Here is a 22,974-nt window from a genome sequence, read left to right as displayed (position 1 = left end):
CTACAACGGTAGCTGCTAAGCCCATCTCATTAAGATTGCTTCGTGCCTCGCAATGACGACCGTTGTGGTCAAATGCTAAAATAAGCCATATCAATTATCCGTTGTCATCCTGAGCTTGTCGAAGGACTTTTTCAAATTGTACATAAAGCGTTTCGACAAGCTCAACGTGCCAAACTGGGTAATTAAACAACGATACTTAAGCCAAATTTCTACCAGCGTTTACAATACCGAAAACCGTTCTAACGGCAAGTTTCTCTAAAGCGCTTTGATCTTTTTCATTTTGATCATGTTGCAACTTTTCTAAAGCAAAATGCTGAATTAACACTAATGGTAGTATAATTTTCTCGCGGGTAGCTATCGATTTTTTATCTACAGGATAGTTCGCCATTAAAGTTTCTTGTCCAGATAGTTTTAAAAGCATCTCCTTAGCTAACTTATATTCATTGTGTAGTTGAGTCCAAAATGCACCAAACTCTTTATCAGCCGCTAAATGTGCTGTTATTGTAAAATCTGATTTACTCATACTCATCATACAATTATCTACGATGGTTTTTAAGTAGTCAGAATCTTGGTAGACCTTTACAACTTTATCCCAATTGCCTGCCTTCTCTTGATTTTTCATTGCAGTGCCCATTCCATAAAAGCCTGGTACGTTTTGCTTTAACATACTCCATGCAGTTACGAAACTAATTGCTCTTAAATCTTCAAGCTTCATTTCGCCACCACCATTTCTTTTCACTGGTCGGCTACTAATATTCGCTTGCGATAACAATTTCAATGGAGAAAGTTTCTCTAAATAACTTACAAACAATGGATGTTCACGTAAATCGACGAAAGCTTTGTAGGCGTCTTCAGCCATTTCATCGAGCAAAGATTTATTTTCAGGATCTAAAAGTACATTGTGCTTTTCTTTCAAACCTGATGAAATTCCTGCGTTAATTAATTGCTCTATGTTAAACTCTGCACTTTCTACCGATCCATATTGCGAACTTATGGTTTGCCCCTGAACAGTTAGCTGCATATTTTTGTTGGCAATTTCTTTACCCATTGATGCATAGAAACGATGTGTTTTTCCTCCACCACGAGCTGGTGGCCCGCCACGACCATCGAAAAATGCCAATTGAATATTATGTTTTTTAGCAATTGCAGATAAACTAGTTTTCCCGTTGAATATAGACCAATTGGCCATCAAATAACCGCCATCTTTGGTACTATCAGAATAACCGAGCATAATATCTTGTTTATTACCTCTGCTAGCCAGATGTGTTTTATAGAAAGGATTACTGTATAAAGTATCCATGATATCAGCAGCGCCCTTTAAGTCGTTTACCGTTTCGAAAAGCGGCACAAAATCGATTGTTAGTGCATCTTTACTCCAGCCATTCCAAAGAAATAGTTCGATTAACTGCAAAATGTCGCTTGCTTGCTGGCAATTACTGATAATAAACCTATGACAAGCTTTTTCGCCATTTCTATTTTGAATACCTTTTATTTCTTTAATGGTTTGGATGGTATCCTCAATTAGCGCATCTGGCTCTGAAGCATAAACAACGGATGCTTCTTTAAATGAAATTAATTTCAGTTTTTCGGCCTCTGAGAGTTTATCGTAATCAGCAGGATAAAGTGAAGAAATTGGTTTATTCTGGCGGCAGTAAGCATGCACACTTCTCAATACTCGGCTATCCTGACGAATATCCAAAGAGGCAAAATAATTGCCGTATAAATCTATTTTTCTGATTAAGTCGTTAACCAAATCAACAAACAAACCATCGTGCTCTTGTAAAAGCGTATCCTTAATTTTATTTAGATTTTCTCTTAAAAAGTCAGAAATATCTTCTTCTTCGCAAGTCTGATCGAAAGCATTTTTGTATAGTACATCATGTAAAATAGCAATGTTTTCTTCCACACCCCTAAAAGTAATACGACGTTTAATAACTCTAAAATCGCGGTAGTAACAACGGAACAAAATTTGGCGCAGCATTTTAGAAACTTCTAAAGTAGTATCGGCATGAATATTTGGATTTCCGTCTCTATCGCCTCCTGGCCAGAAACCTAGCTCCAATATTTTTTTCGTTTCTAAATTATATTCATCTAAATTCTGGTCGATCTCTTCCTGAATATTTGCCGCAGCAAAATAAAAAGTGTTCTCTAAAAACCAGGCTAAATTTAATGCCTCATCAACAGGTGTTGGCGATTTTTTATTGAAAAACGGCGTTTTGCCCAATTGTTGCAATAAAGAGTTCATCGCGGTAATATTATTATCGCGAATGGCCTGCGTTAAATCGGTAATAATGGCTAAAACATTGCCAGGGTAAAATTGGGTAGGATGAGCGGTTAAAACTAAACGTAGTGATAATTCATCAATCAAGTTTTCAATCTTTGAAAGCATTGGCTTATTATCTGCGTTCTTTTTTAATATAAACGCAAGCGTACTTTGCTCATCAGTAGTGTTTAATTTGGTAAAAGAAGCATCTTCAACGGCATCAAAAAGCACAACCTGACGCTCTATGTATTGAATGAAGCGGAAGAGCAAATCGATAATATCCTTACGCTCTGTATAACTTGTGTATTTCGCAAAAAACTCTTCTATAATTTGAGCTGGCTTTTCGCCGTTGGCAATCCCTTCTTCGCAGCTTTTAAAAAATAATGGCAACAATGTTCCAGTATCTTTAATTTTGTAAAAAGGCAGTGTTAAAAAAAGGCTGTTAAAGAGTTCAAATTTCGAGATAACCTCGTTGTTAAAAATAGATTCACGCTGTGTGGTCAAACGGAGTTTAGGCATGGCTTAAGCAATAGTTTTGTATATTGTAATACTACAAAAAATGCGTAAGGTATTAAAATTCTAAGGCTTACAATTTGGAAAATTGTAGAATAAATTTTAATTTTAGAATCTTATTTGGCTACTTGGTAGTTAAGTAAGAACATTTGCAATGTTTAAGGGCATTGCATTGATTGTTAATTTTTTGGGTTAAAACAGCCGATGTAATAAAATACACCGGCTGTTTTTATTTTATGGCATTATTTAAGCCAATTTGTTGCCAATATTAATGCGCATCGGTAACAATATTTGCATTTTTCTTAAATTTCTGAAGATAAAGAAGTGGGATTGAAAATAACATAATCAATCCAGCTACCCAATAGGCATCATTGTAAGTAAGCAACATAGTTTGTTTAATTACCGAGCCTTCTATAGCTTTCATAGCCATTAACTTTGCATCCACAAACGATGTGCCTTTGGCCATAAAAGTATGAACCAAGCCATTTAACTTTTGAGTAAAAGCGGGATTATATTCATTTATGTTGGTTAATAAATTACTTCTATGAAAACCCGCACGAACATGGATTAGCGTAGTTAAAGCAGCAATTCCGAAAGAACCTCCTAACTGTCTGCTCATGTTGTTTAATCCTGATCCTTGTCCAATTTCTGGGCCGCTCAAATCTTGCATTGCTAATGTAGTTAATGGTACAAATAGCAAAGCCATTCCGAATCCTCTAATCACTAATGGCCAGAAGAAATCTCCAGTACCAGAAGCTAATGTTGATTTACTTAACATCCAGCAGAAAACAAAGAATAAAAACATTCCTCCTGTTGCCATAAACTGTGCTGGCACGCCTTTTTTAAGCATAATACCAATAAAAGGCATCATCGAAATGGTACAAATACCACCTGCAATAAAGAGCTTTCCTGTTTGTAAAGGTGTAAATCCTAAGAGGTTTTGTGCAAAAACAGGGAACACAAATACAGAGCCATACAATCCAAAGCCTAGAATAAAGGAAGTAAACATCCCAATAGAAAAGCTTCGCTTTTTCATAATCCGAAGATTAACGATGGGGTGATCGGTGCTCGTTTCTCTCCAAATAAATAACAGCAAGCCAAAAACAGATGCTACTGCTAATGCAACGATATATGGTGTAGAGAACCAATCTTCGCTTTCTCCTTTTTCTAATAGAGTTTGTAAACTTCCAACCGCGACAGCCAATAAACCAATTCCCCACCAATCGACGGGTTTACCTTGCCCATCCTTGGGCGTCTCTCGAATAAAGGTTATGGTACAATACGCGGCGAGTATCCCGACGGGAATATTTACGTAAAAAATCCAAGGCCAATCTGATATCTCTAAAATATAACCTCCAATTGTTGGACCAATAGTTGGACCAACTACGGCACCTAACCCAAATAGAGCTGTTGCTATACCAACATCTTCTCGCGGCCAGGTTTCAATTAAAATAGCTTGCGCTGTTGATATTAAACCACCACCTGCTAAACCTTGAATAATCCTGAATAAAATTAGTTCGTTTAGTGATGTTGCGTTACCACACAAAAATGAAACAAGTGTAAAAACGATGATGGAGGTTAAGAAATAATTTTTACGCCCGAAACGGCTACCCAACCAGCCCGACATAGGCAGGATGATCACGTTCGCAACGGCGTAGCCAGTAGATAACCAGGCCACATCCTCGAGGGTTGCGCCCAGGTTTCCCTGTATTTGAGGAATTGCTACGTTTACAATAGTTGTATCAATAAGCTCCAAAAGAGAAGCTGTGATAACCGTAAACGTAATAATCCACTTTTTTAAACCTACTTCGGCCATTATATTATTATTTAATAGAAACTGAAGCTTTAACGCTCATTCCTGGACGTAATTTGGCTAACATTTCTTTTGATGGATGAATTTTGATTTTTACTGGAATACGTTGAACAACTTTTACGAAGTTACCTGTAGCATTATCTGGTGGCAATAAAGAGCCTTTTGCGCCAGTAATTGGCGAGAAATTGTAAACTTCACCTTGAATTTTTTCATCAGGATAAGCATCAACTTCGATTTCTACTTTTGAACCAGTTTTAATTTTCTCTAATTGAGTTTCTTTGAAGTTTGCAGTAACATAAATACTTCCATCGTTAACTACCGAGAATAAAGACTGACCAGCTTGAACCAATTGGCCTTTTTGAACATTCTTTTTAGAAACGATACCCGTTGTTGGGGCTTTAATATCTGTATATGATAATTGAAGTTGAGCAAAATCGATATCACTTTGGCGTTGGCTAATCACATTGCTACTAACCGCTAATTGCGACTGAGTTGTACCAACCTGTTTAACCGCTGCATTGTATTGGTCTTGCGCTGCTTGATAAGCTGCTACCGCCGATTGTTTTGCTGCTTCAGCAGATTCTTTATTTGCTTTTGCCTGGTCGAAAGCTTGTTGTGTTATCGAACCATCTTTTACCAAGTTTTCGTAACGGTTATAATCTTTCTGTGCTAAATTAACTTTAACATTTGCAGCTTGCACATTTGATTTTGCAGCCTCAACATTTGCTTTAGCGGTACTTGTATTGGCTTGCGTTGCCGCAATTTGAGAGTTTGCAACACCAACACCTGCACTTGCACCTTTCTGGCCAGATTGCGCCTGCTCTAATTTCACTTTGTAATCATTATCATCAAGCTTAACTAAAATCTGACCTTCGGTTACACGAGTGTTTTCTTCAAAATTAATATCCTTTACGTAACCACCAACACGAGCTATAACAGGGCTAATGTCGCCATCAATCTGTGCATCATCCGTATCTACGTGCTTGCTAAAATAATTCCACTCTGTGATACCGAAAACGATACCTATTATAAGTAAAACACCCAAAATGATAGGTACTACTTTGCTCTTCTTTTTATTTTCAGTTGTCATTGCTGTATTTATTGCGTTATTTTTCCTGTTGATTTTAGTAATGTATAGTAAGCTAAGCCTGCATCAGCTTTAGCTATTTCTAAGTTTATTTTGGCTTGATATAATAGGGTTTCAGCATCAATTCGATCTGTAACTGAGGCTACATTGTTTTTGTATTTCGATGCCAATAATTTATCATTTTCAGTTGCCTGGTTGATTGAGGTTTCTAAAACCTGAATCTTGTTGACAGCAACCTGATAATTCTGAAAGTTTTTGTTGATATCTGTTTTTAAGTTATCTGATAGAATATCTTTCTGAATTGTAATTTCACTCTGTTGAATTTTAGCCTCGTTTACTTTATTTTTGTTAGACCAAAGACTTGCAATATTCCACGAAACTGTTGCGCCTAAAGTAACAGGCATTAAATATTGATTGGTTGGCGGAATAAAATTACCACTTGGGTTGATGTAGTACAAATTTGCACCCACACCTACGGTTGGTAAAGTATTCGCTCTAATACTTTTAACGTTAAAACCAGCAACTCTGTTTTGCACATCAAGTTGTTTTAATTCCTGGCGATTTGCCATTGCTAAACCAATGTATTCGTTTAACGAGCCCGCCGTTTTTAGGCCTGCATTTGGATCTGTAATTTTAACTTCGGTATCTTCAGGTAAACCTAAAAGGATATCTAGATTGTAGTTGATTACTTTACGGTTACTTTCTATGTCTAACTGCGTTAACGTAACATTTGCCTGTTGTAATTGAAAACGAAGTACATCATTTTTGGTTACTATGCCTTGTTCAAAGAAACGTTGCGCTTGTTTAATTTGAGCCGCAATTGATTCTAAATTCTGATCAACTACTTTTTTACTTTGCGATACTTTATACAAAGCATAATAAGTGTTAATTACCGCATAAGTAACTTCTTCCTTGCTTTTATCTGCGTCCAAACGAGCAACATCTGCAAGTAATTTAGTAGATTCTTTAGCGTATTTTAATTTACCTCCGCCATAAACTAATTCTTGTACTGCTGCAGTTCCTACAAAAGCATCTGCTCTTTTCGGTAACTGTAAAGAAGAACCTCCGCCAGGTAGTGTAAATGTACTTGTTGGAATTTCAGCATGATTGTACATAAAGCTTGCATTAGCTGTAGGCAGTGCATTGTCTTTTACAACCTCAAGCTGGGCCACAGCCTGATCTATTTTATTTTGAGATAATTTTAAATTTTTACTATTGGCTATGCCAAGTTCAATTGCCTGATTGATATTTAGCTCTTTGGTACTTTGTGCAAATAAAGCAGCTGGAACTAATGATGCCACAAGCATTAATCTAATCGATTTGGGTATCATTTTTTTGTTGTTAAATAAACGGTAATTAAATCCTGAAGATGAGCTACTGCCCTATCTTTAATTAATTTTTTGTCTTTTGGGTTGTTTAAATCCAAGTCGTAATCGGGCATTACTTTATGTGGTGAGATTATAATATTGGTAAGCGTACCCATAATTGTAGCAATTACCATTCTGTTATCCGCTTCTTTAAAACTTCCGTCTTCTTGTCCATCCGTTAAAATTTTCTCTAATAAATTCATGTTCTGCCCCATTGCATCTTTAATTTTATTATACATTTCTGGGCGTTGAGTTAGAGATAATTCGCGGTGCATCATTTTATGGAACGATGGATTAGCTAAAATACGCGTTGCGTAGCCCTCAATCACTCTATTCAATTTTTCAGTTGCCGAAATTTTATCTTCGTTGATGATTTTTAACTGAGAACCAAATCCTGCAATGCGGTTATTCATAATCTCAATAAAAACACCTTCCTTCGAACCGAAATAATAATTAATCATCGCCATGTTTGCGCCCGATTCTTTTGAAATCTGACGGGTTGAAGTGCCTTCGTAGCCTGTTTCGCAAAACAGCTTTTCAGCGGCTTCAATTATAGCTTGTCTCTTGTCTATCTTTTCTACTTTCATTTCTTTTTGATGAGACAAAATTAATCAATCGTTTGATTAATTTCCAAATGCTTTTAGTCATCTTTTACATTATCTTGATAAAAGCTTATTTTTATTTCACTTATCCTATCCAGTTATGAAAATAAAATATCTTTTGTGCTCCATATTTCTGATTGCACTTTTTTCTTTTAAAATCAATCGAAAAGAAAATCAGCAAAGCTGGATAAGAATAAACTTGCTAGGCTACCCTACTTCGGGTACAAAAGTTGCAGTTTGGGCGAGCAAAGAAAATATATTGCCATCTTCATTCGAGCTTATCGAAAAGTTATCTGGTAAAACGGTATATACTTCAACTGATATTAAATTTTTTGGTGCTTATGGCCCATTTACTAAAACAGCTCGTCTAAATTTTTCTGGCTTTAAAGAAACTGGCGAATTCTTTATTCGTGCAAATGGCATCTTATCTCCATTAATTATTATTGGAAATGATGTTTACAAAGGTGCTGCAGATTTCTGCCTCCGATATATGCGTCAGCAAAGAAGCGGTTTTAATCCATATCTGAAAGATAGTTGCCATACGCATGATGGCTATGTTTTATATGGCGAAAAAGCTGGAATAAAAGATAGTACCCATTTCAACACTTCAGGTGGCTGGCATGATGCAAGTGATTATTTACAGTATTCAACAACTTCTGCAAACGCAACATACCACCTTTTAATGGCCTACCGAGATTTTCCGCAGGTTTTTGGTGATGAAAAACAAGCAAATGGATTAGACGGGAAAAATGGCAATGCCGATGTTTTGGATGAAGCAAAATGGGGCTTAGACTGGTTAATTAAAATGCATCCGAAGAAAAATATCATGTTTAATCAGCTTGCTGATGATAGGGATCATATAGCCATGCGCATTCCGAAAGAAGATAACCAGTACGGCAAAGGTTTCGAACGACCGCTTTATTTTGTAACTGGTGAGCCGCAACAAAGAGGAAAGTTTTTAAATGCAACCAATGGAACAAGCTCAACCGCAGCCAAATTTAGCAGTGCTTTTAATTTAGGCGCAGTTTTATTTAATACTGTGGATCGGGCATACGCGAAACAGTTAACACAGAAAGCAAAAACTGCTTATCAGTTCGCCTTAATTAAACCAGGCGTAACGCAAACTGCATCTGTTAAATCTCCTTACATATATGCCGAAGATAATTGGGTTGATGATATGGAACTTGCTTCAGTTGCTCAAAATTTCGGAAAAAATAAATTAAACCAAAAGGCAATTGTAAATGCATTTAAGTATGCCGAAATGGAGAAAATTACACCTTGGATGCAAAAAGACACCGCTGCCCATTATCAATATTATCCTTTTATAAATCTGGGCCATTATGAGTTGGCTAAACAATCAACGAAAATTGATAAGCAGAAAATAGAAAGTTACTATAAGCAAGGAATTGAGCAGGTTTGGAACCGAGCCAAAGATAATGCCTTTTATCGCGGCGTTCCTTTTATATGGTGCAGTAATAATTTAACGGCTTCCTTTGCCATTCAATGCGCCTGGTATAGAGATTTAACTGGCGATGAAAGTTTTTCGGAACTAGAGCAAGCTAATTTTGATTGGCTTTTCGGTTGTAATCCATGGGGAACAAGTATGGTTTACGGCTTACCAGATTGGGGCGATACACCTAAAGATCCACACTCTGCTTTTACCCATTTAAAAAATTATCCGATAGATGGCGGGCTGGTTGATGGCCCAGTTTATACCAATATTTATAAAGGTTTGATTGGAATTACGTTAGCAAACCCTGATGAATATGCGCCTTTTCAAAGCGATTTAGCCGTTTACCACGATGATTATGGAGATTACAGCACAAATGAGCCGACGATGGATGGTACGGCATCTCTAATTTATTTACTTGCAGCAAAGGAGGCCGCCGCTCAGCCAAAAAAGTAGATGCCTCTAATTTTAGAGACGAAACTAAAATTTTAGGGGCAATTGTTCGGGCAGACTCAACCAAAAAGAAAATTGCCTTAGTATTTACGGGTGATGAATTTGCAGACGGTGGAGAAGAAATCAGCAAAACATTAAAGGATAATAACATCAAAGCTTCATTCTTTTTAACTGGAAACTTTTATCGTAATCGGGGTTTTAAACCTTTAATCACTAATCTAAAAAAAGAAGGTCATTATTTAGGGTCGCATTCAGATAAACATCTTTTGTACTGCGACTGGAATAAAAGAGATAGCTTACTTGTTACAAAAATGCATTTTGATACCGATTTAAAATCGAGCTATCAAGAAATGGCGAACTTTGGAATAAACAAAAAAAACGCTCCATACTTTCTTCCACCTTACGAATGGTACAATGAAACCATATCAAGCTGGACGGAAGAACAGAATTTAAAATTGATAAATTTTACTTCGGGAACACGTTCAAATGCCGACTATACCTATCCTCAGTTGGGTAAAAGCTATAAAAGCAGCGATGAAATTTACCAATCCATCATCAATTATAATGAGTCGAAAAAGAACGGGCTAAATGGTTTTATTTTGTTGTTGCACATCGGCACCGATCCTCGTCGAACCGATAAGTTTTATCACATGCTACCGAAATTGCTAACTTACTTAAAGGAAAACGGGTATGAAATGGTTAAAATTGATAATTTATTAAGTCATTAAGCATTTATCACAAATTAAAATTTAAAATAAATATTAACTTTGCCTCAAATATTTAAAAAAATGAGTGTACAAGAAAACAGCAGCAATAACTTTAACTGGCTTTATTATGCTTTAGGTTTATTTTTTGGTCTATTTACTGGGGCAATTATTACACATAGCTACATTTACGCACTATTAGGTGGCGTTCTTGGTTTATTAAGTGCAGGTTTATTTTTAAACGCTATCGTTAAAGGCAGAAAATACTAAGCATTTCGCTAGTTATACTTTTCTCGTTAACAACCTTTTTAAATTCTACTTATAACTTTACAGCAAATGAGGAATGTATTGATTCTTGTTTTCGCTTTTTTGTGTTTCGGAGTTAAGGCTCAAGAAGTAACCAATAATGAAGTGAAATTTGCAATTGCAGATCCAAGCCCTGCCGATGTTGTTTACTTTCCCTTAAATGCGGCGAAAGTAAAAGTTGGCGATGCCACTAAACCAATTATAAAAGTTGTTTATTCTCGTCCACAAAAAAAAGGACGTGATATTTTTGGAGTTTTAGAACAATATGGTAAAGTTTGGCGCTTTGGTGCTAATGAATCTACTGAAATACACTTCTTTGAAAAAGTAACAATTGGTGGCAAAAAAATTAAGGCTGGCGTTTATAGCCTGTTTGCAATACCAAATAAAGATACCTGGACGATTATCGTAAATAAACAAACCGATAGATGGGGTGCTTTTACTTATGATGAATCGAAGGATGTTATTCGCCTAAATGTTCCTGTTAAACCTTTAACAAAATCTGTTGAGTATTTTTCGATAACATTTACCCCGCTTGATAAAGGAGCAACTTTAATTGCCGCATGGGATAAAATACAAGTTGAACTTCCTATTACTTTTTAAAATAAATATATATAATAAAACAAAAGGCTTCAGAAATTCTGAAGCCTTTTGTTTTATACGCAAATCGTTTAAAAGCAAAAAGCAAACTCCAATCCTGGAAGTTTGCTTTTTAATCATTATTAACCTATAAGGTAAAACTTCTACAATGTTTGTCCCTTTAAGTACGGTGAAAAATCAGGTTTTAACACAATTCTAGAAGATGTGAAAACCATCGTTTTTATAGTTTGTATATTATATTTTGTTTTATTGAACTTATGTGGAAATGTAAAAAAGCTATGTAATTAACTAGAAACACCGTAGCCAACAAAACAACTTGTTCGCTGTAAAATTAGATGTAAATAGCTGAAGTATTACCACCCAAAAAGGGGGATTTTTACGAAAAAGTGGCTCCTTTCATATGAAATCAAATAAATCGTCGCTCTTTAGCTCTTTTTATAGCTTCATACTTTGAATTCACATTAAGCTTGGTATAAATATTCTTAACGTGGCTTCGTACTGTTTCCTGATCGATAAATAATTCGTTTGCTATTTGAGGTTTAGTTTGCCCATTTGCTATACGATCAAGAATTTCGGTTTCGCGTTTTGTAAGGGGCGAATTTAAATTTTTCTGAAATGAATGCATCACAATTCTAGCTACATTGGTGCTCATCGCTCCTCCACCAGAATTAACTTCTTTTATGGCATCAATAATTTTAGATGAGCTAGAATCTTTTGTGAGATATCCACTGGCTCCTACGGTAAGTGCTTCAAATACTAATTCTGAAGAATCGAAAACGGTTAAAATAATTACACTTGTGTTGGGCAAGGCTTTTTTTATGTGGGGCAAAGCTTGCAAGCCAGATGTGCCTGGCATTTGTATATCAAGAAGGATAACATCGGGATTATCTATCTCTAAAAACTTCTTTGCTAAATCATAAGAAGCATACGCATTTACAAAAATAAAATTTTCAACTCCGCTTAGTATCGATTCATAGGCCATCCTAAGAATATCGTCATCTTCAATACATACAATTCGTAAATTTTTATCCATAGCTATAATCACTTAAAATTGTAAGACGCAAATTTCATCAATTTGTGACATAAATTCTTGTAGATATTCTTGTTGTTGTTCCTTTACCTAAGATAGAATTAATTTTAAAAGTAGAATTTATTCTGCTGCACCTTGTTTTAATGTTCTTTAACCCCCTACCCATCGGAGCAGATTTTAAATCAAATCCTTTACCATTGTCGGTTGTTAATATATTAATAAGTTTATCATCAGCAGCAATTATCATTATTAAAACCTGACTAGCATGAGCGTGCTTAAGGATGTTATTTAACATCTCTTTAAATACCAACGATAAATTTCGATTAAATTCCATCGTTAATTTTAGTTTTTGATATGCTGGTAAAATCCCGTCCATTTTAAATTCAATCCCAGTATTTTGAAATAAATCGATCCCAAAATTTCTAATATGGACCAATATTTCAAATAAATTATCACTCTTTGGATCTAAAGCCCATAAAATATCCTTTGTGCCGGTATAGAGTAAATCTGCGTTTTCTTTTATTAGCCTTATTATCTCTTTTTGCTCAATCTGAGTATCATCAACTTTTTTGTCTAAAATTTCTGATAAGACATTAATTCGGGTGAGTTTATTCCCTATATCATCGTGGAAATCTTCAGCTGTTTGTTTACGGATTTTTGCCTGTTCATTCAGCTTTATTTCTTCAAGGCTTTGTTTTTTCTTCTCTCTTGTTTTAAAAAACAAATAGAAAACCAACCAGATCGATAATATGATAAAAAGAACGGCAAATGATTTAAAAGTAACCGTGTCGTAGAATGGCGGAATAATTGTAAAGTTAAATTCAGCTACATTCGATTTTTGTCCGTTTGCCTGCGCCATTACTTGAAAAGTATAATTACCTGGTCTTAATGCCGAGTATTCTACCTCTGTATTTTCATCCACAGTTCTATAATCAGCATCTAAGCCTTGCAATTTATACCTATAAGTTACTGCATTGGGGTTAGTTAGAAATATAGCGTTAAAATGAATGGTTAAGTGGTTTTGGTTGTAACCCAATTCATATTGTAAATCTTTATTAACCGAAGAGATTAAAACGTCTTTAGCCTGATCGTTTTTTCTAAAGATGTTAACTCTGCTAATTTTTACGAAGGGCACTTGTTTTAATTCGGCTGAGGCCTCAGTTTTACACCTCACCAACCCGTTAATTGTACCAACAATAATGTTACCGTTGTATTTTAGAATAGCATTCTGATTACATTCTACAATTAGCGGATTATTTCGAGAAACATTATATCGCTTTGTTGCAGAATTAAATTTAAGTTTATTGATTCCCCTGCCAGTTCCCATCCATAAATGGCCCCTATCGTCTAAAGCAAGACTATATATATCATTCGAGTTTAAACCATCTTCTGTAGCATAACGTCTTATTTCTTTCGTTTTTATATCCCAGCTTATCATTCCATCGCCCAACGTTGCGAAAAGAAATTTATCTCCATCCCTTATTATACTCAAAACGTAAGCATTATTTAAGGCGCCAATTTTAAAGCTTTTATCAATTACTTTATCTTTTATCAGGTAAATACCCGATGAAGTTCCAAGTAAAACGCTGTCTTTATTAATCGGAAAAACACTTGAAGTATAACCTTTAAAACCCGTTATTTTTAGTGTTTTTTGGTTTTTAACGTACAAACAAAATGCTGGGCTATTTAACCATAATCCGCCTTCTTCATCCTCTGCCATTGAATTAAAATCAGCTTTAGGAAGGTTAATTGCTTGATGGAATTTTTCTCCATTGTATTTCCAAATACCTGTTCCTACTACTGAAACCCAAATGTTTTTTCCCTTATCAGAAAAAACAAAAAAGACATTCTTATTTATAAATTGGGTTTCTTTTACTGGTTCAATCGTCTTCCCGTCATATTGTAAAAGTCCTTTGTTAAAAGTCCCAATCCATATATTGTTTCTCTTATCTGCTGCAATTCCACTAATTGGATAGGTTAAATTTTTACCGCGAAATGTATTATATCTGATAAAAGCATCGCCCTCATATTTGAAAATGCCATCACTAGAACTCGAAATCCAAATGTTATTTTCAGCATCTTTAAATATTTCATCGATACGATTATCGGTTAACCCATTATTTGAATTAAAATGAACTATTGATGTTTTTTTAACCAAATAAGCTCCGCTTTCTGTTCCGATCCAAATATCGCCCTTACTATCTTGTTCAATAGAATAATATGTCGAAACTTTTTTATCACTAAAAAAGGGTTTAATTTCTCCTTTATCTGAAACAAATACGACTTTCCTAAGTGTCAGTAAATAAATTCTTGCTGAATTTTTCTTATCAAATAATATTTTTTTAACACCTATATCAACTAAATCTGCCGAAAATTTCAGATATAAAACCCAACTGTTATTTACTAACTTAAAAATGCCTTTGCCCCTAACAGAAACATATAAATCGCCATTATGATCGCTATCTAAACTTGTTATACTCAAACCTTCTATGGAATAGAAAATCTGTTTACCATTTTTTAATGAAAAAAGTTTGTAATCGCTAAGGCCCCAAATTGTTCCGCTTTTATCTTTGCTTAACGCGTAAACTTCAGAGCTTTTTAAAATTGTAGAAACTTTCCCTTCCTTGAGTATGTTTATTCCTGCTTCGGTTCCTAAATAGATTTGGTTTTGATTATCTTCTACAATACTTCTGATCGAGTTCGAGATTAATCCATTTGCCTTACTGTACGAGGTAAATTCTTTGCCATCAAAATTGCTTACTCCACCAAAAGTACCTAACCAAAGTGTTCTGTTTTTTGCCTGATAAATAACTTTAACTTGTGACTGAGGAAGGCCTTCTTTTAGGCTGTAATTTGAGAAATTGTAATTTTGGGCAGATAGCTTGAGGCTAAAGATTAATACGAAAGGAATTATGAATTTTAATTTGATAATAAACTGTTTGTGACACATCTTACTACAAAATAAGCATAATTCCTTTCAAATACCATAACCCTTTTAGGGGGATAATCTATTCATTTCCCATAAACGGGTCTGTTTTGGTAATTTCTCCTGTTTCTATTTTACCCGCATAACGATGATTGAATATTATATTTCCCGTTTGCTTGATTGTAAAATCGTACCAATTTGAGTTTTTAGATAAGTTTAAAAGCACATTTGTTGATGATTTTGCCTTCAAAGTAATGATTTGTGTTGCAGCTTTATACTTATTATCAATTACCTGAATGTTAATGGCACCATTCGCTTTATTTTCTATTGCAAAAAGAAGGTTTCCAGTTAGTTTTTTACTAATTAAACCACCTTGTTCGGGAAATGCTTTAATAAGAATTTGAGGGTTCTTCTTATTTCCTACAAAATGTCTGTAAAAACCATTTGGGCCTGTAACAGCTAAATCATAAACCTCATTATCAAAGTCTTCAATATTTATTTTGTCTTTTACCTTATCGCCAGCTTTAACGGCATAAGCCCAAATTTTACCTGATACACCTTTAAATTTAGCATTGCTACTCATATTGAAAGGTGCGCCAACGGTTTCTGTTTCGTTTCCAAAAAGGGTTTTTGCCGATTGAAAAGTTAACTCTATTTCGCTGTTAATCAAATTTGCATCAACCATTAGATGATATGGGAGTGCGCACGCAGATTTTGTTCCGTTTTCTTGTTTTGGGGCATGAATAGAAGTTTGAGCAGAAAAGGCCTCATATTTATTAATTTTTGCCACTTCAGTTTTATTCAAGGCCGTTGGACCAACCTGTGCTGGTTTATTTTTTGCATTGCCAATATTTGTAACAACAACATCCCTTTTCAAAGCCTCGGGCGATTGTATTTCATCGCCATGATAAGGTCGAAATACTGATGTTAAATCTCCACAAATATTTCTTCTCCAATCGCTTATATTATTGCTTTTAATATTTTTGCCAGTTTTTTTACTTAACCATTTCTCCATAAACATTAATGATGAAGTATGGTCGCAAACCTGAGAGTTTACAAAACCGCCTTTACTCCAAGGAGATGCAACAATAAAAGGAACACGATAACCCAGACCAATGGGACTACCTTTTCTATTTTCGAAATCGGTAGCATAATTTATGCCTTCTGAAACTTTTCCACTAGAAGCATCGTCGGGGTTTGGAACAACAAAAGGTGGTTGATGGTCGAAATAACCATCATTTTCATCATAAGTTAAAATGAATATGGTCTTTTTCCAAACTTCAGGGTTTTTAGTTAAAATATCCAGGGCTTCGCTTACATACCAGGTTCCATAAAGTGGCGAGCTGGTATGGTCTGAGAATCTTTGTGGTGCAACCAACCAGGAAACCGTTGGTAATTTTCCGCTGTCTACATCTTTTCTAAATTGATGAAAAATATCTCCTTTTGGAACATTTATCGTTTCTGATTTGCCTTGATCATTAGTAAAAGTAAATGGTGCCAAATCCAGATAATCTTTTTCGCTGATGTTAGTTTGAAAAGCTTTATCAATTAGATTTTTTTCTCTTTGAGATAACTTATTGTATTTGGCTTGAACCTCAGCAGCACTTAGCGCTGGTTTAACGGTATTATCGCCATTTTTCCTAAAGTAGGCCGAAAGCTTAACGTTGTGCCTGCTAACATACTCTACAGGATTATCACCATAATTGCCCAGCCAATCGTCCACCTCTCCTTCGGGTAGTTTTGAGGTCCAAAGTTCGTTTTGATAAATTCTCCAGTCTATTCCATTATCTTCTAAAGTTTCTTGAAAAGTTGGCCAATCTACAAATACATTGTTCTGCGATTCGGCCTGATCGTTATTTACAACGGCAACTTTATTCTCGCTTTTCTCTCCACGAACTGTTCCAGTAAAAAAGAATAGCCTGTTTGGTGTAGTTCCAGTTAATGATGAACAAAAATGTTGATCACAAATCGTAAAAGCATCAGCCATAGCATAATAGAAAGGAATATCATTTCTATCATAATAAGCCATTGTCATTGGTGTTTTAACAGGAATCCATTTATCATACTTCCCCCCGTTTCTGGCTGCAACCTGATCATTCCAGGAATGGGGCAAACCGCCTTGCCAGGTAATTTTGGTTTTATTTATGTCTACATGAAATGGCGCATAAGTATAACCCTGACCATCTTTTTGCAACCAAACCTTATTTCCATCTGGCTGAATGTGTGGATGCGGATCGTTAAAACCACGAACACCTTTCATTTTACCAAACATGTGGTCGAAAGAACGGTTTTCCTGCATTAAAAATACGATGTGTTCTGCATCGTTAAAAGTGCTCCCTAATTCGGGATTTATAGACATAGCCCTAAGTACCGAGCTAGGCAAGGTATTAGCCATGCCAGTTGCTCCAGCAAATAAAGCTGCTTTTTTTAAAAATTCTCTACGCGAATCCATAGATAATATTTGGTTATTTCAATAAGTAGTTTACAATTTTATATACTCGAAAAGGTTGAGTAATGATCTCTTTTACTTTCCCTTCTGGTAAACTCTAACATAATCTACTTTCATTATTGCAGGGAAAATGGTATCATCAACACCTTTTTTACCACCCCAACCACCACCAACGGCAATGTTTAAAATTATATGGAAATTTTGATCGAATGGCCAATCTCCAGCACCTTTTCCTGTATTCTTAAAACTTAAGTATTTCTGTTCATCAACAAAGAATTCAATTCTATCTTCAAACCATTCTACTGCGTAAATGTGATATGCATTGTATGGATTTATTTTAACGCCCTTACCAACTTGTGTATGAATAACATGGTTAAATTTTTCGGTATGAACGGTTCCGTAAACGCTATCGGGCTCGTAACCTACATGCTCCATAATATCTATTTCGCCACTTTTTGGCCAGCCGCCATATTTCCAATCGGTTGGCAATGCCCAAATTGCTGGCCATAAACCTCGTCCTTTAGGCAACATTGCTCTTACTTCAACCCTGCCATATTTAAAATCGAATTTGTTTTTACTAACCAACCTTGCCGAAGTGTAATGGTTGTTTTCTTTATCCGCTTTTACAGCTGTAATATTTAAATTCCCCTTTTTTACAAGTGCATTTGTAGAATCCGCATCAGTATAATATTGTAATTCGTTATTTCCCCAGCCTTTGCCACCAACATCGTAGCTCCAGTTTTTCGTTAAAGGCAATCCATTATCGTCAAATTCATCACTCCATTTTAAATTCCAACCTAAAGCAGCTGGAGTTTTCTTTAGCTCTTCAAAAGTTAATTCTGGTTCGTTGGTGGTTATATAGTCTACTTTATGTGCCAATAACCATTGAATTTCTGGAACTGTATTTACAGTCCATGCGTTAACTGATAAACCTAATTTATGTGCATTTTCTATCCATCCATCTTTTTGATAAACGCTGTAGTGATAATCTACGCCTGTTAATTTATCGGCTTTTAATTGTTCAGCGCTAATCTCGCCGCGTAAGTAAGCAACTTTAGCTTTTGGTAGTACTTCTAAAATGCGTTTGCAGTAATCATAATCAAAACTAATGTACTCTGTCCAATCTAAAACTTTAAGCTTTTTAACCATATCGATGCAAGCGTTGGTAACAAGGATTCCTCGTTCTTTGCTAATTAATGATGGTTTGATCTCTAAAATTAGCTTGGTTGTTTTTTGTTTTTTTCCTTCTTTTAAATAAGCCTCAAGCGTAGGGATTTTTTCTCCATTGCTCATTGTTTTGGTTAAAAGCTCTTCATATTTTACTTTTTCGATGGTTAAGCCTTGAAATTCTGGATCATGATTTACAACCAAAACATTATCGGCGGTCATCCAAACATCGAATTCGGAGCCATAACAACCCAATTTTACGGCTTCGTTTAACGAAGCAATCGAGTTTTGGGGGAAATTTTGCTTCTTCCATGCACCACGATGTGCAATTACCTGGTTTTTGTTCCAGTTAAATTTTTGAGCAAAAGAAGCTGTGAAAATGAAAACCATAAAGGTTGATATAAGTACTCGTTTCATATTGGGGTTTTTTACGAAAAGTCAAAAGTAGATTTTTATAAACTGACTAATTTAAAATCTATGTAACCTTTGTATTAACTATAAACCAAGATATATATTTTAAATTATTTTTCCTTTGATTGAAACCAACTGTGGCTTTACTCGACTGCGTTTTCTTAGAGCATTTTGGGTTTTAACCGAAAAGCGTTATTTATAAACCCGATTGAAGTGAAAATACTTTTTTCTATACGGACGAAAAAAATTGCGATGTCTTTGATCTTCGAAATAACGATTATGGACCGAACGACAGAAGTTGAAAAAAAGATTGGAACAAAAAGCGGGACTGAAATTGCTATGAAACACGGTACATTGTTTTTCTAAATTATATTTAACCACCAAGAAATAAACTATTTGAAATAAACGCGTTACCTTAATGCAGGATTCTTTCAATTGATTGGAACAATTTTTACATTTACGGTGATATGGTGAGTAGTAACTACAGCGATTTACTTAAAAAAATAGATGAATTTATCCGAAAATTTTATTTGAATAAGATTTTGCGGGGTAGCATTTATGCCGCCGCAATTCTGCTTGCGTTGTATCTGCTGGTTTTTTTAAGCCTATATTACCTTAATCCTTCTACTGGTTTTAAAACCTTTATTTTTTTTACATATTTATTGCTCGGTATTTTTTTAGTTGGTTTTTTAATTATAAAACCATTGCTTGCGATGCTCAAATTGGGTAAACACTTATCTTTCGATGAGGCATCGGTAATTATTGGAAATCATTTTTCTGATATTAAGGATAAGCTTTTAAATACCTTGCAGTTGCACCAGTTATCTGAAAATCGACCAGAAAATAATCAGCTGATTTTAGCCAGTATCGACCAAAAAATTCTGGAATTAAAGCCTGTTCCATTTTATAGTGCTGTTCGGATAAATGACAATAAAAAATACCTGAAATATCTTTTCATCCCGCTTTCGGTTATTTTACTGATTGCCATTATAGCGCCCGCAATTTTACGCGAAGGCACGAATAGCTTTCTTAAATATGATGAATATATTGCACCCAAAGCGCCTTTTAGTTTTTCTGTTTTGAATAAAAACTTAACGGTTACACAGGGTGATGATTTTACTTTAAACTTGAAATTGGTTGGCAATGAATTACCTGCCGAAGTGTACGTGGAAGACGCAAAAAACACGTATAAGCTTGATAAAGAGAATATAAGCAAGTTTAATTACAATATTAAAAATATACAAAGTGATAAAAAACTGATTTTCAAAGGTGGCGGTTTTAGCTCTTCCGTTTTTACGGTAACCGTTAAACCTAGGCCTGAATTGCTAAATGCAACAGCAACTTTAAGTTATCCACCTTACTTGGCTAAGAAAGCTGAAGTAATTGCCAATGTAGGCGATTTGCTTTTACCCGAAGGAACGCAGGTAACATGGAGCTTTAAAACAGGTAAAAGCAATGCGCTTTTATTTGTTTTAAATAATTCGGAGCATGTTTTGAAAATCGAAAACGACTTTTCGGCCTTTAAGGCGACAATTAAAAATAATTCTAAATATAGTATTACTCCAAAAAATGATTTTGTAATGCTGAGAGATTCCTTATCTCACCAAATTACCGTAATTAAAGATCAATCGCCTGGTATTTCTGTTGAAGAAAAAACTGATTCGATAAGTAATAAAGCTTTGTATTTTAATGGTCAGGTAACGGATGATTATGGTTTTAGTAGATTAAGCTTTAAGTATAATATTAAAGAGAATAAAAAAATTATTAACTCGTTTACTAAAAACATAGCCATTAAGGAAAAGGTTACGGAAAGTACTTTTTTCTATTTTTGGGATTTGAAAGCCGTTACTGCAAAACCAGGACAAGAAATTGAGTATTATTTTGAAGTAGCTGATAATGACGGCGTTAATGGCTATAAAATCACTCGTTCTGAAATTAAAACTTTTAAGCAACCCACCAAAAAGGAGTCGGCAGAGCAAGTGAGTGCTAATAATCAGGCGCTTAAACAGAAAATGCAATCGGCCATTCGATTAGCAAATACCATTGAAAAGGAAAGTAAAAAGGTTGCTGAAAGTTTAATTGACAAGAAACAGATTTCGTTTGAGGATAAAAAACAAATAGAAGCCTTACTTGATAAACAAAAGCAGCTGGACGATGCTGTGAAAGAAATTAAGGCTCAGAATGATAAAAACATTCAGCAAAATGAAGACCAGAAGCAAAATGAAGCGTTATTAGAAAAACAAAAGCAGATTAAAGATTTATTTGATAATGTGCTGGATGAAAAAACGAAAGAGCTTTTGCAAAAACTTCAAAATTTGATGAATGAGAAGAATAAAGACCAAACGCAAAACGAGCTTTCGAAAATGCAATTGGATAATAAAACGCTAAAAAACGAGCTTGATAGGATTTTAGAGCTTTACAAGCAGTTAGAATTTGAGCAAAATCTTCAAAACGATATAGACCGTTTAAATGAACTGGCTAAAGACCAAAAAGAACTTTCAGCACAAACCGCTGGTAAAAAGCAGGATAACGAGGCACTAAAGCAAAAGCAGGATGCGCTAAACAAAGAGATGAAAGATTTGAAAGAGGATTTAAAGAAGCTGGAAGAAAAAAATCAATCTCTGGAAAGACCTAATCCATTCGAAAGCCCAGAAAAAGATATTCAGGATATAGAAAAAGAACAACAAGAAAGTAAAGAGGCGTTAGATAAAAAAGACTCGAAAGGTGCTAGTCAGAAACAGCAAAAAGCTGGCGAACAAATGGAAAAGTTATCTAAAAAGATGAGTGAAATGCAGCAAGAAGGAGAGGAAATGGAGAATAACCTAAATGCTAAAGAGTTACGGCGTTTACTGGAAAACCTTTTGAATACCTCTTTTGAGCAGGAAAAAGTAATGTTAGCCTTAAAAAGAATGAATCAGGCTGATCCTTCTTATACGACAAATGTGCAAAAGCAACGAGGCATTAAAGATAACCTTAAAACTATTGCCGATAGTTTGTATAGCTTAAGCAAACGTGTTCCTCAAATCGAATCGACAGTGAATGAGGAGATGAATAAAATTAATTTTAATCTTAATAAGAGTTTAGAAAGTTTAGGCGAAAGAAGAACGCCTGAAGCAAATCGTTACCAGCAATTTACCATGACATCTATTAACAATTTAAATTTGATGTTGAGTGAAGCTTTAAACCAATTACAGAATATGCAAAAGAATTCTAAATCTGGCAGCGGTAAAAAGCAAAAACAGGGTATGAAACAGCTTTCGCAAATGCAGGAACAACTGAATAAGAGTATGCAGAAAGCCCGCGAGCAGATGCAGAAGTCGGGCGGTAATCAAGGTACTGTAGGTAAAGGCCAAATGAGCCAGGAATTTGGTAAAATGGCGCAACAACAGCAAATGATTCGACAGGCGCTGGAAAAAATTAATCGTGAAGAAAATAAAGATGGATCTGGCAAAATGGGCAATCTTAACGAGGCCATTAAGGAAATGAAAGAGACGGAAAGCGATTTGGTTAATAAACGTTTACAGCAAGAAACTTTAAACAGACAGAAAGAACTGTTAACCAAACTGTTAGATGCCGAAAAAGCAGAACGCGACCAGGAAGAGGATTCTAAACGCGAAAGTAAAGCAGCAAAGGAGTTTCCGCCATCATACCAAAAAATGTTGCAACAGTATAATCAGCAGCAGAAAAACGGAAGTGATATGTTGCAAAAATTACCACCATCGTTAAACTATTATTACAAAAATAAGATTGCCGAATATTTGAAATCGTTAAATATGGTAAGGTAGGTTGGCCAGAGATTTGTTTTACTGAATGTCCTTCTGAAGTACGAAGAATCC

At 35.1% G+C, this 22,974-nt stretch carries 14 protein-coding genes; 5 read left to right on the top strand and 9 right to left on the bottom strand.

From position 1 onward, the window contains the following. Window positions 1–196: 196 nt before the first annotated feature. The 5 genes from ACZZZI_RS10220 to ACZZZI_RS10200 all read right to left on the bottom strand — a co-directional run bounded on the left by ACZZZI_RS10220 (window position 197) and on the right by ACZZZI_RS10200 (window position 7,630). Complete coding sequence (locus tag ACZZZI_RS10220; RefSeq protein ID WP_316754846.1) at window positions 197–2,782, bottom strand: phosphoenolpyruvate carboxylase; 2,586 nt, start codon at window positions 2,780–2,782, stop codon at window positions 197–199. A 262-nt stretch (window positions 2,783–3,044) separates the two neighbouring features. Beyond that, window positions 3,045–4,592, bottom strand: a complete 1,548-nt coding sequence (locus ACZZZI_RS10215; protein ID WP_316754844.1) for a DHA2 family efflux MFS transporter permease subunit — start codon at window positions 4,590–4,592, stop codon at window positions 3,045–3,047. 7 nt (window positions 4,593–4,599) lie between these two features. Further along, window positions 4,600–5,679, bottom strand: coding sequence for an HlyD family secretion protein (locus ACZZZI_RS10210; protein ID WP_316754841.1), 1,080 nt, complete (start codon window positions 5,677–5,679; stop codon window positions 4,600–4,602). 8 nt (window positions 5,680–5,687) lie between these two features. After that, window positions 5,688–7,007: a TolC family protein gene (locus tag ACZZZI_RS10205; protein ID WP_316754839.1), complete on the bottom strand. Its 1,320-nt coding sequence runs from the start codon at window positions 7,005–7,007 to the stop codon at window positions 5,688–5,690. Then, window positions 7,004–7,630 carry a TetR/AcrR family transcriptional regulator gene (locus tag ACZZZI_RS10200; RefSeq protein WP_316754837.1) on the bottom strand — a complete coding sequence of 209 codons (627 nt, stop codon included), beginning with the start codon at window positions 7,628–7,630 and terminating at the stop codon, window positions 7,004–7,006. Before ACZZZI_RS10200 ends, ACZZZI_RS10205 begins: the two co-directional genes overlap by 4 nt. Before the next feature lie 115 nt (window positions 7,631–7,745). On the opposite strand from ACZZZI_RS10200, the gene ACZZZI_RS10195 reads away from it, so the two are divergent. From ACZZZI_RS10195 to ACZZZI_RS10180, 4 genes are all read left to right on the top strand, one after another. After that, window positions 7,746–9,551: a glycoside hydrolase family 9 protein gene (locus ACZZZI_RS10195; protein WP_463489359.1), complete on the top strand. Its 1,806-nt coding sequence runs from the start codon at window positions 7,746–7,748 to the stop codon at window positions 9,549–9,551. Continuing rightward, window positions 9,497–10,276: a polysaccharide deacetylase family protein gene (locus ACZZZI_RS10190; protein WP_463491789.1), complete on the top strand. Its 780-nt coding sequence runs from the start codon at window positions 9,497–9,499 to the stop codon at window positions 10,274–10,276. Before ACZZZI_RS10195 ends, ACZZZI_RS10190 begins: the two co-directional genes overlap by 55 nt. Before the next feature lie 60 nt (window positions 10,277–10,336). Beyond that, window positions 10,337–10,522 (top strand): hypothetical protein, encoded by a 186-nt coding sequence (locus ACZZZI_RS10185; RefSeq protein WP_316754834.1) that lies wholly within the window; start codon window positions 10,337–10,339, stop codon window positions 10,520–10,522. Window positions 10,523–10,588: 66 nt separating this feature from the next. Then, the gene (locus ACZZZI_RS10180; RefSeq protein ID WP_344768320.1) at window positions 10,589–11,158 is read left to right on the top strand and encodes a DUF2911 domain-containing protein; all 570 of its coding nucleotides are present in this window, start codon (window positions 10,589–10,591) and stop codon (window positions 11,156–11,158) included. A gap of 403 nt (window positions 11,159–11,561) precedes the next feature. On the opposite strand, the gene ACZZZI_RS10175 is transcribed toward ACZZZI_RS10180, so the two are convergent. The 4 genes from ACZZZI_RS10175 to ACZZZI_RS10160 form a co-directional block, all read right to left on the bottom strand. Beyond that, a complete protein-coding gene (locus ACZZZI_RS10175; RefSeq protein ID WP_316754830.1) occupies window positions 11,562–12,188 on the bottom strand; it encodes a response regulator transcription factor in 627 nt (208 codons plus the stop codon). A gap of 37 nt (window positions 12,189–12,225) precedes the next feature. Further along, entirely contained in the window at window positions 12,226–15,135 is a 2,910-nt protein-coding gene (locus tag ACZZZI_RS10170) for a ligand-binding sensor domain-containing protein (RefSeq protein WP_463489358.1), read from the bottom strand. Between the two features lie 58 nt (window positions 15,136–15,193). After that, on the bottom strand, window positions 15,194–17,563 hold the full coding sequence (locus ACZZZI_RS10165; RefSeq protein ID WP_463489357.1) for a phosphocholine-specific phospholipase C: 2,370 nt from the start codon (window positions 17,561–17,563) through the stop codon (window positions 15,194–15,196). 72 nt (window positions 17,564–17,635) lie between these two features. After that, the gene (locus ACZZZI_RS10160) at window positions 17,636–19,144 is read right to left on the bottom strand and encodes a glycerophosphodiester phosphodiesterase family protein (protein ID WP_463489356.1); all 1,509 of its coding nucleotides are present in this window, start codon (window positions 19,142–19,144) and stop codon (window positions 17,636–17,638) included. A gap of 461 nt (window positions 19,145–19,605) precedes the next feature. On the opposite strand from ACZZZI_RS10160, the gene ACZZZI_RS10155 reads away from it, so the two are divergent. Then, window positions 19,606–22,923 (top strand): DUF4175 family protein, encoded by a 3,318-nt coding sequence (locus tag ACZZZI_RS10155; RefSeq protein WP_463489355.1) that lies wholly within the window; start codon window positions 19,606–19,608, stop codon window positions 22,921–22,923. The last annotated feature ends 51 nt before the right edge of the window (window positions 22,924–22,974 follow it).

It is taken from the genome of Pedobacter sp. AC190 (genome assembly GCF_979258025.1).
This window is presented reverse-complemented; position numbering and strand designations above follow the sequence as displayed.

Coding starts and splice junctions, on each gene's coding strand:
- ACZZZI_RS10200 (WP_316754837.1), bottom strand. CDS start 7,630: ATGAAAGTAGAAAAGATAGACAAGAGACAAGCTATAATTGAAGCCGCT.
- ACZZZI_RS10175 (WP_316754830.1), bottom strand. CDS start 12,188: ATGGATAAAAATTTACGAATTGTATGTATTGAAGATGACGATATTCTT.
- ACZZZI_RS10215 (WP_316754844.1), bottom strand. CDS start 4,592: ATGGCCGAAGTAGGTTTAAAAAAGTGGATTATTACGTTTACGGTTATC.
- ACZZZI_RS10185 (WP_316754834.1), top strand. CDS start 10,337: ATGAGTGTACAAGAAAACAGCAGCAATAACTTTAACTGGCTTTATTAT.
- ACZZZI_RS10165 (WP_463489357.1), bottom strand. CDS start 17,563: ATGGATTCGCGTAGAGAATTTTTAAAAAAAGCAGCTTTATTTGCTGGA.
- ACZZZI_RS10195 (WP_463489359.1), top strand. CDS start 7,746: ATGAAAATAAAATATCTTTTGTGCTCCATATTTCTGATTGCACTTTTT.
- ACZZZI_RS10160 (WP_463489356.1), bottom strand. CDS start 19,144: ATGAAACGAGTACTTATATCAACCTTTATGGTTTTCATTTTCACAGCT.
- ACZZZI_RS10170 (WP_463489358.1), bottom strand. CDS start 15,135: ATGTGTCACAAACAGTTTATTATCAAATTAAAATTCATAATTCCTTTC.
- ACZZZI_RS10220 (WP_316754846.1), bottom strand. CDS start 2,782: ATGCCTAAACTCCGTTTGACCACACAGCGTGAATCTATTTTTAACAAC.
- ACZZZI_RS10210 (WP_316754841.1), bottom strand. CDS start 5,679: ATGACAACTGAAAATAAAAAGAAGAGCAAAGTAGTACCTATCATTTTG.
- ACZZZI_RS10155 (WP_463489355.1), top strand. CDS start 19,606: ATGGTGAGTAGTAACTACAGCGATTTACTTAAAAAAATAGATGAATTT.
- ACZZZI_RS10205 (WP_316754839.1), bottom strand. CDS start 7,007: ATGATACCCAAATCGATTAGATTAATGCTTGTGGCATCATTAGTTCCA.
- ACZZZI_RS10180 (WP_344768320.1), top strand. CDS start 10,589: ATGAGGAATGTATTGATTCTTGTTTTCGCTTTTTTGTGTTTCGGAGTT.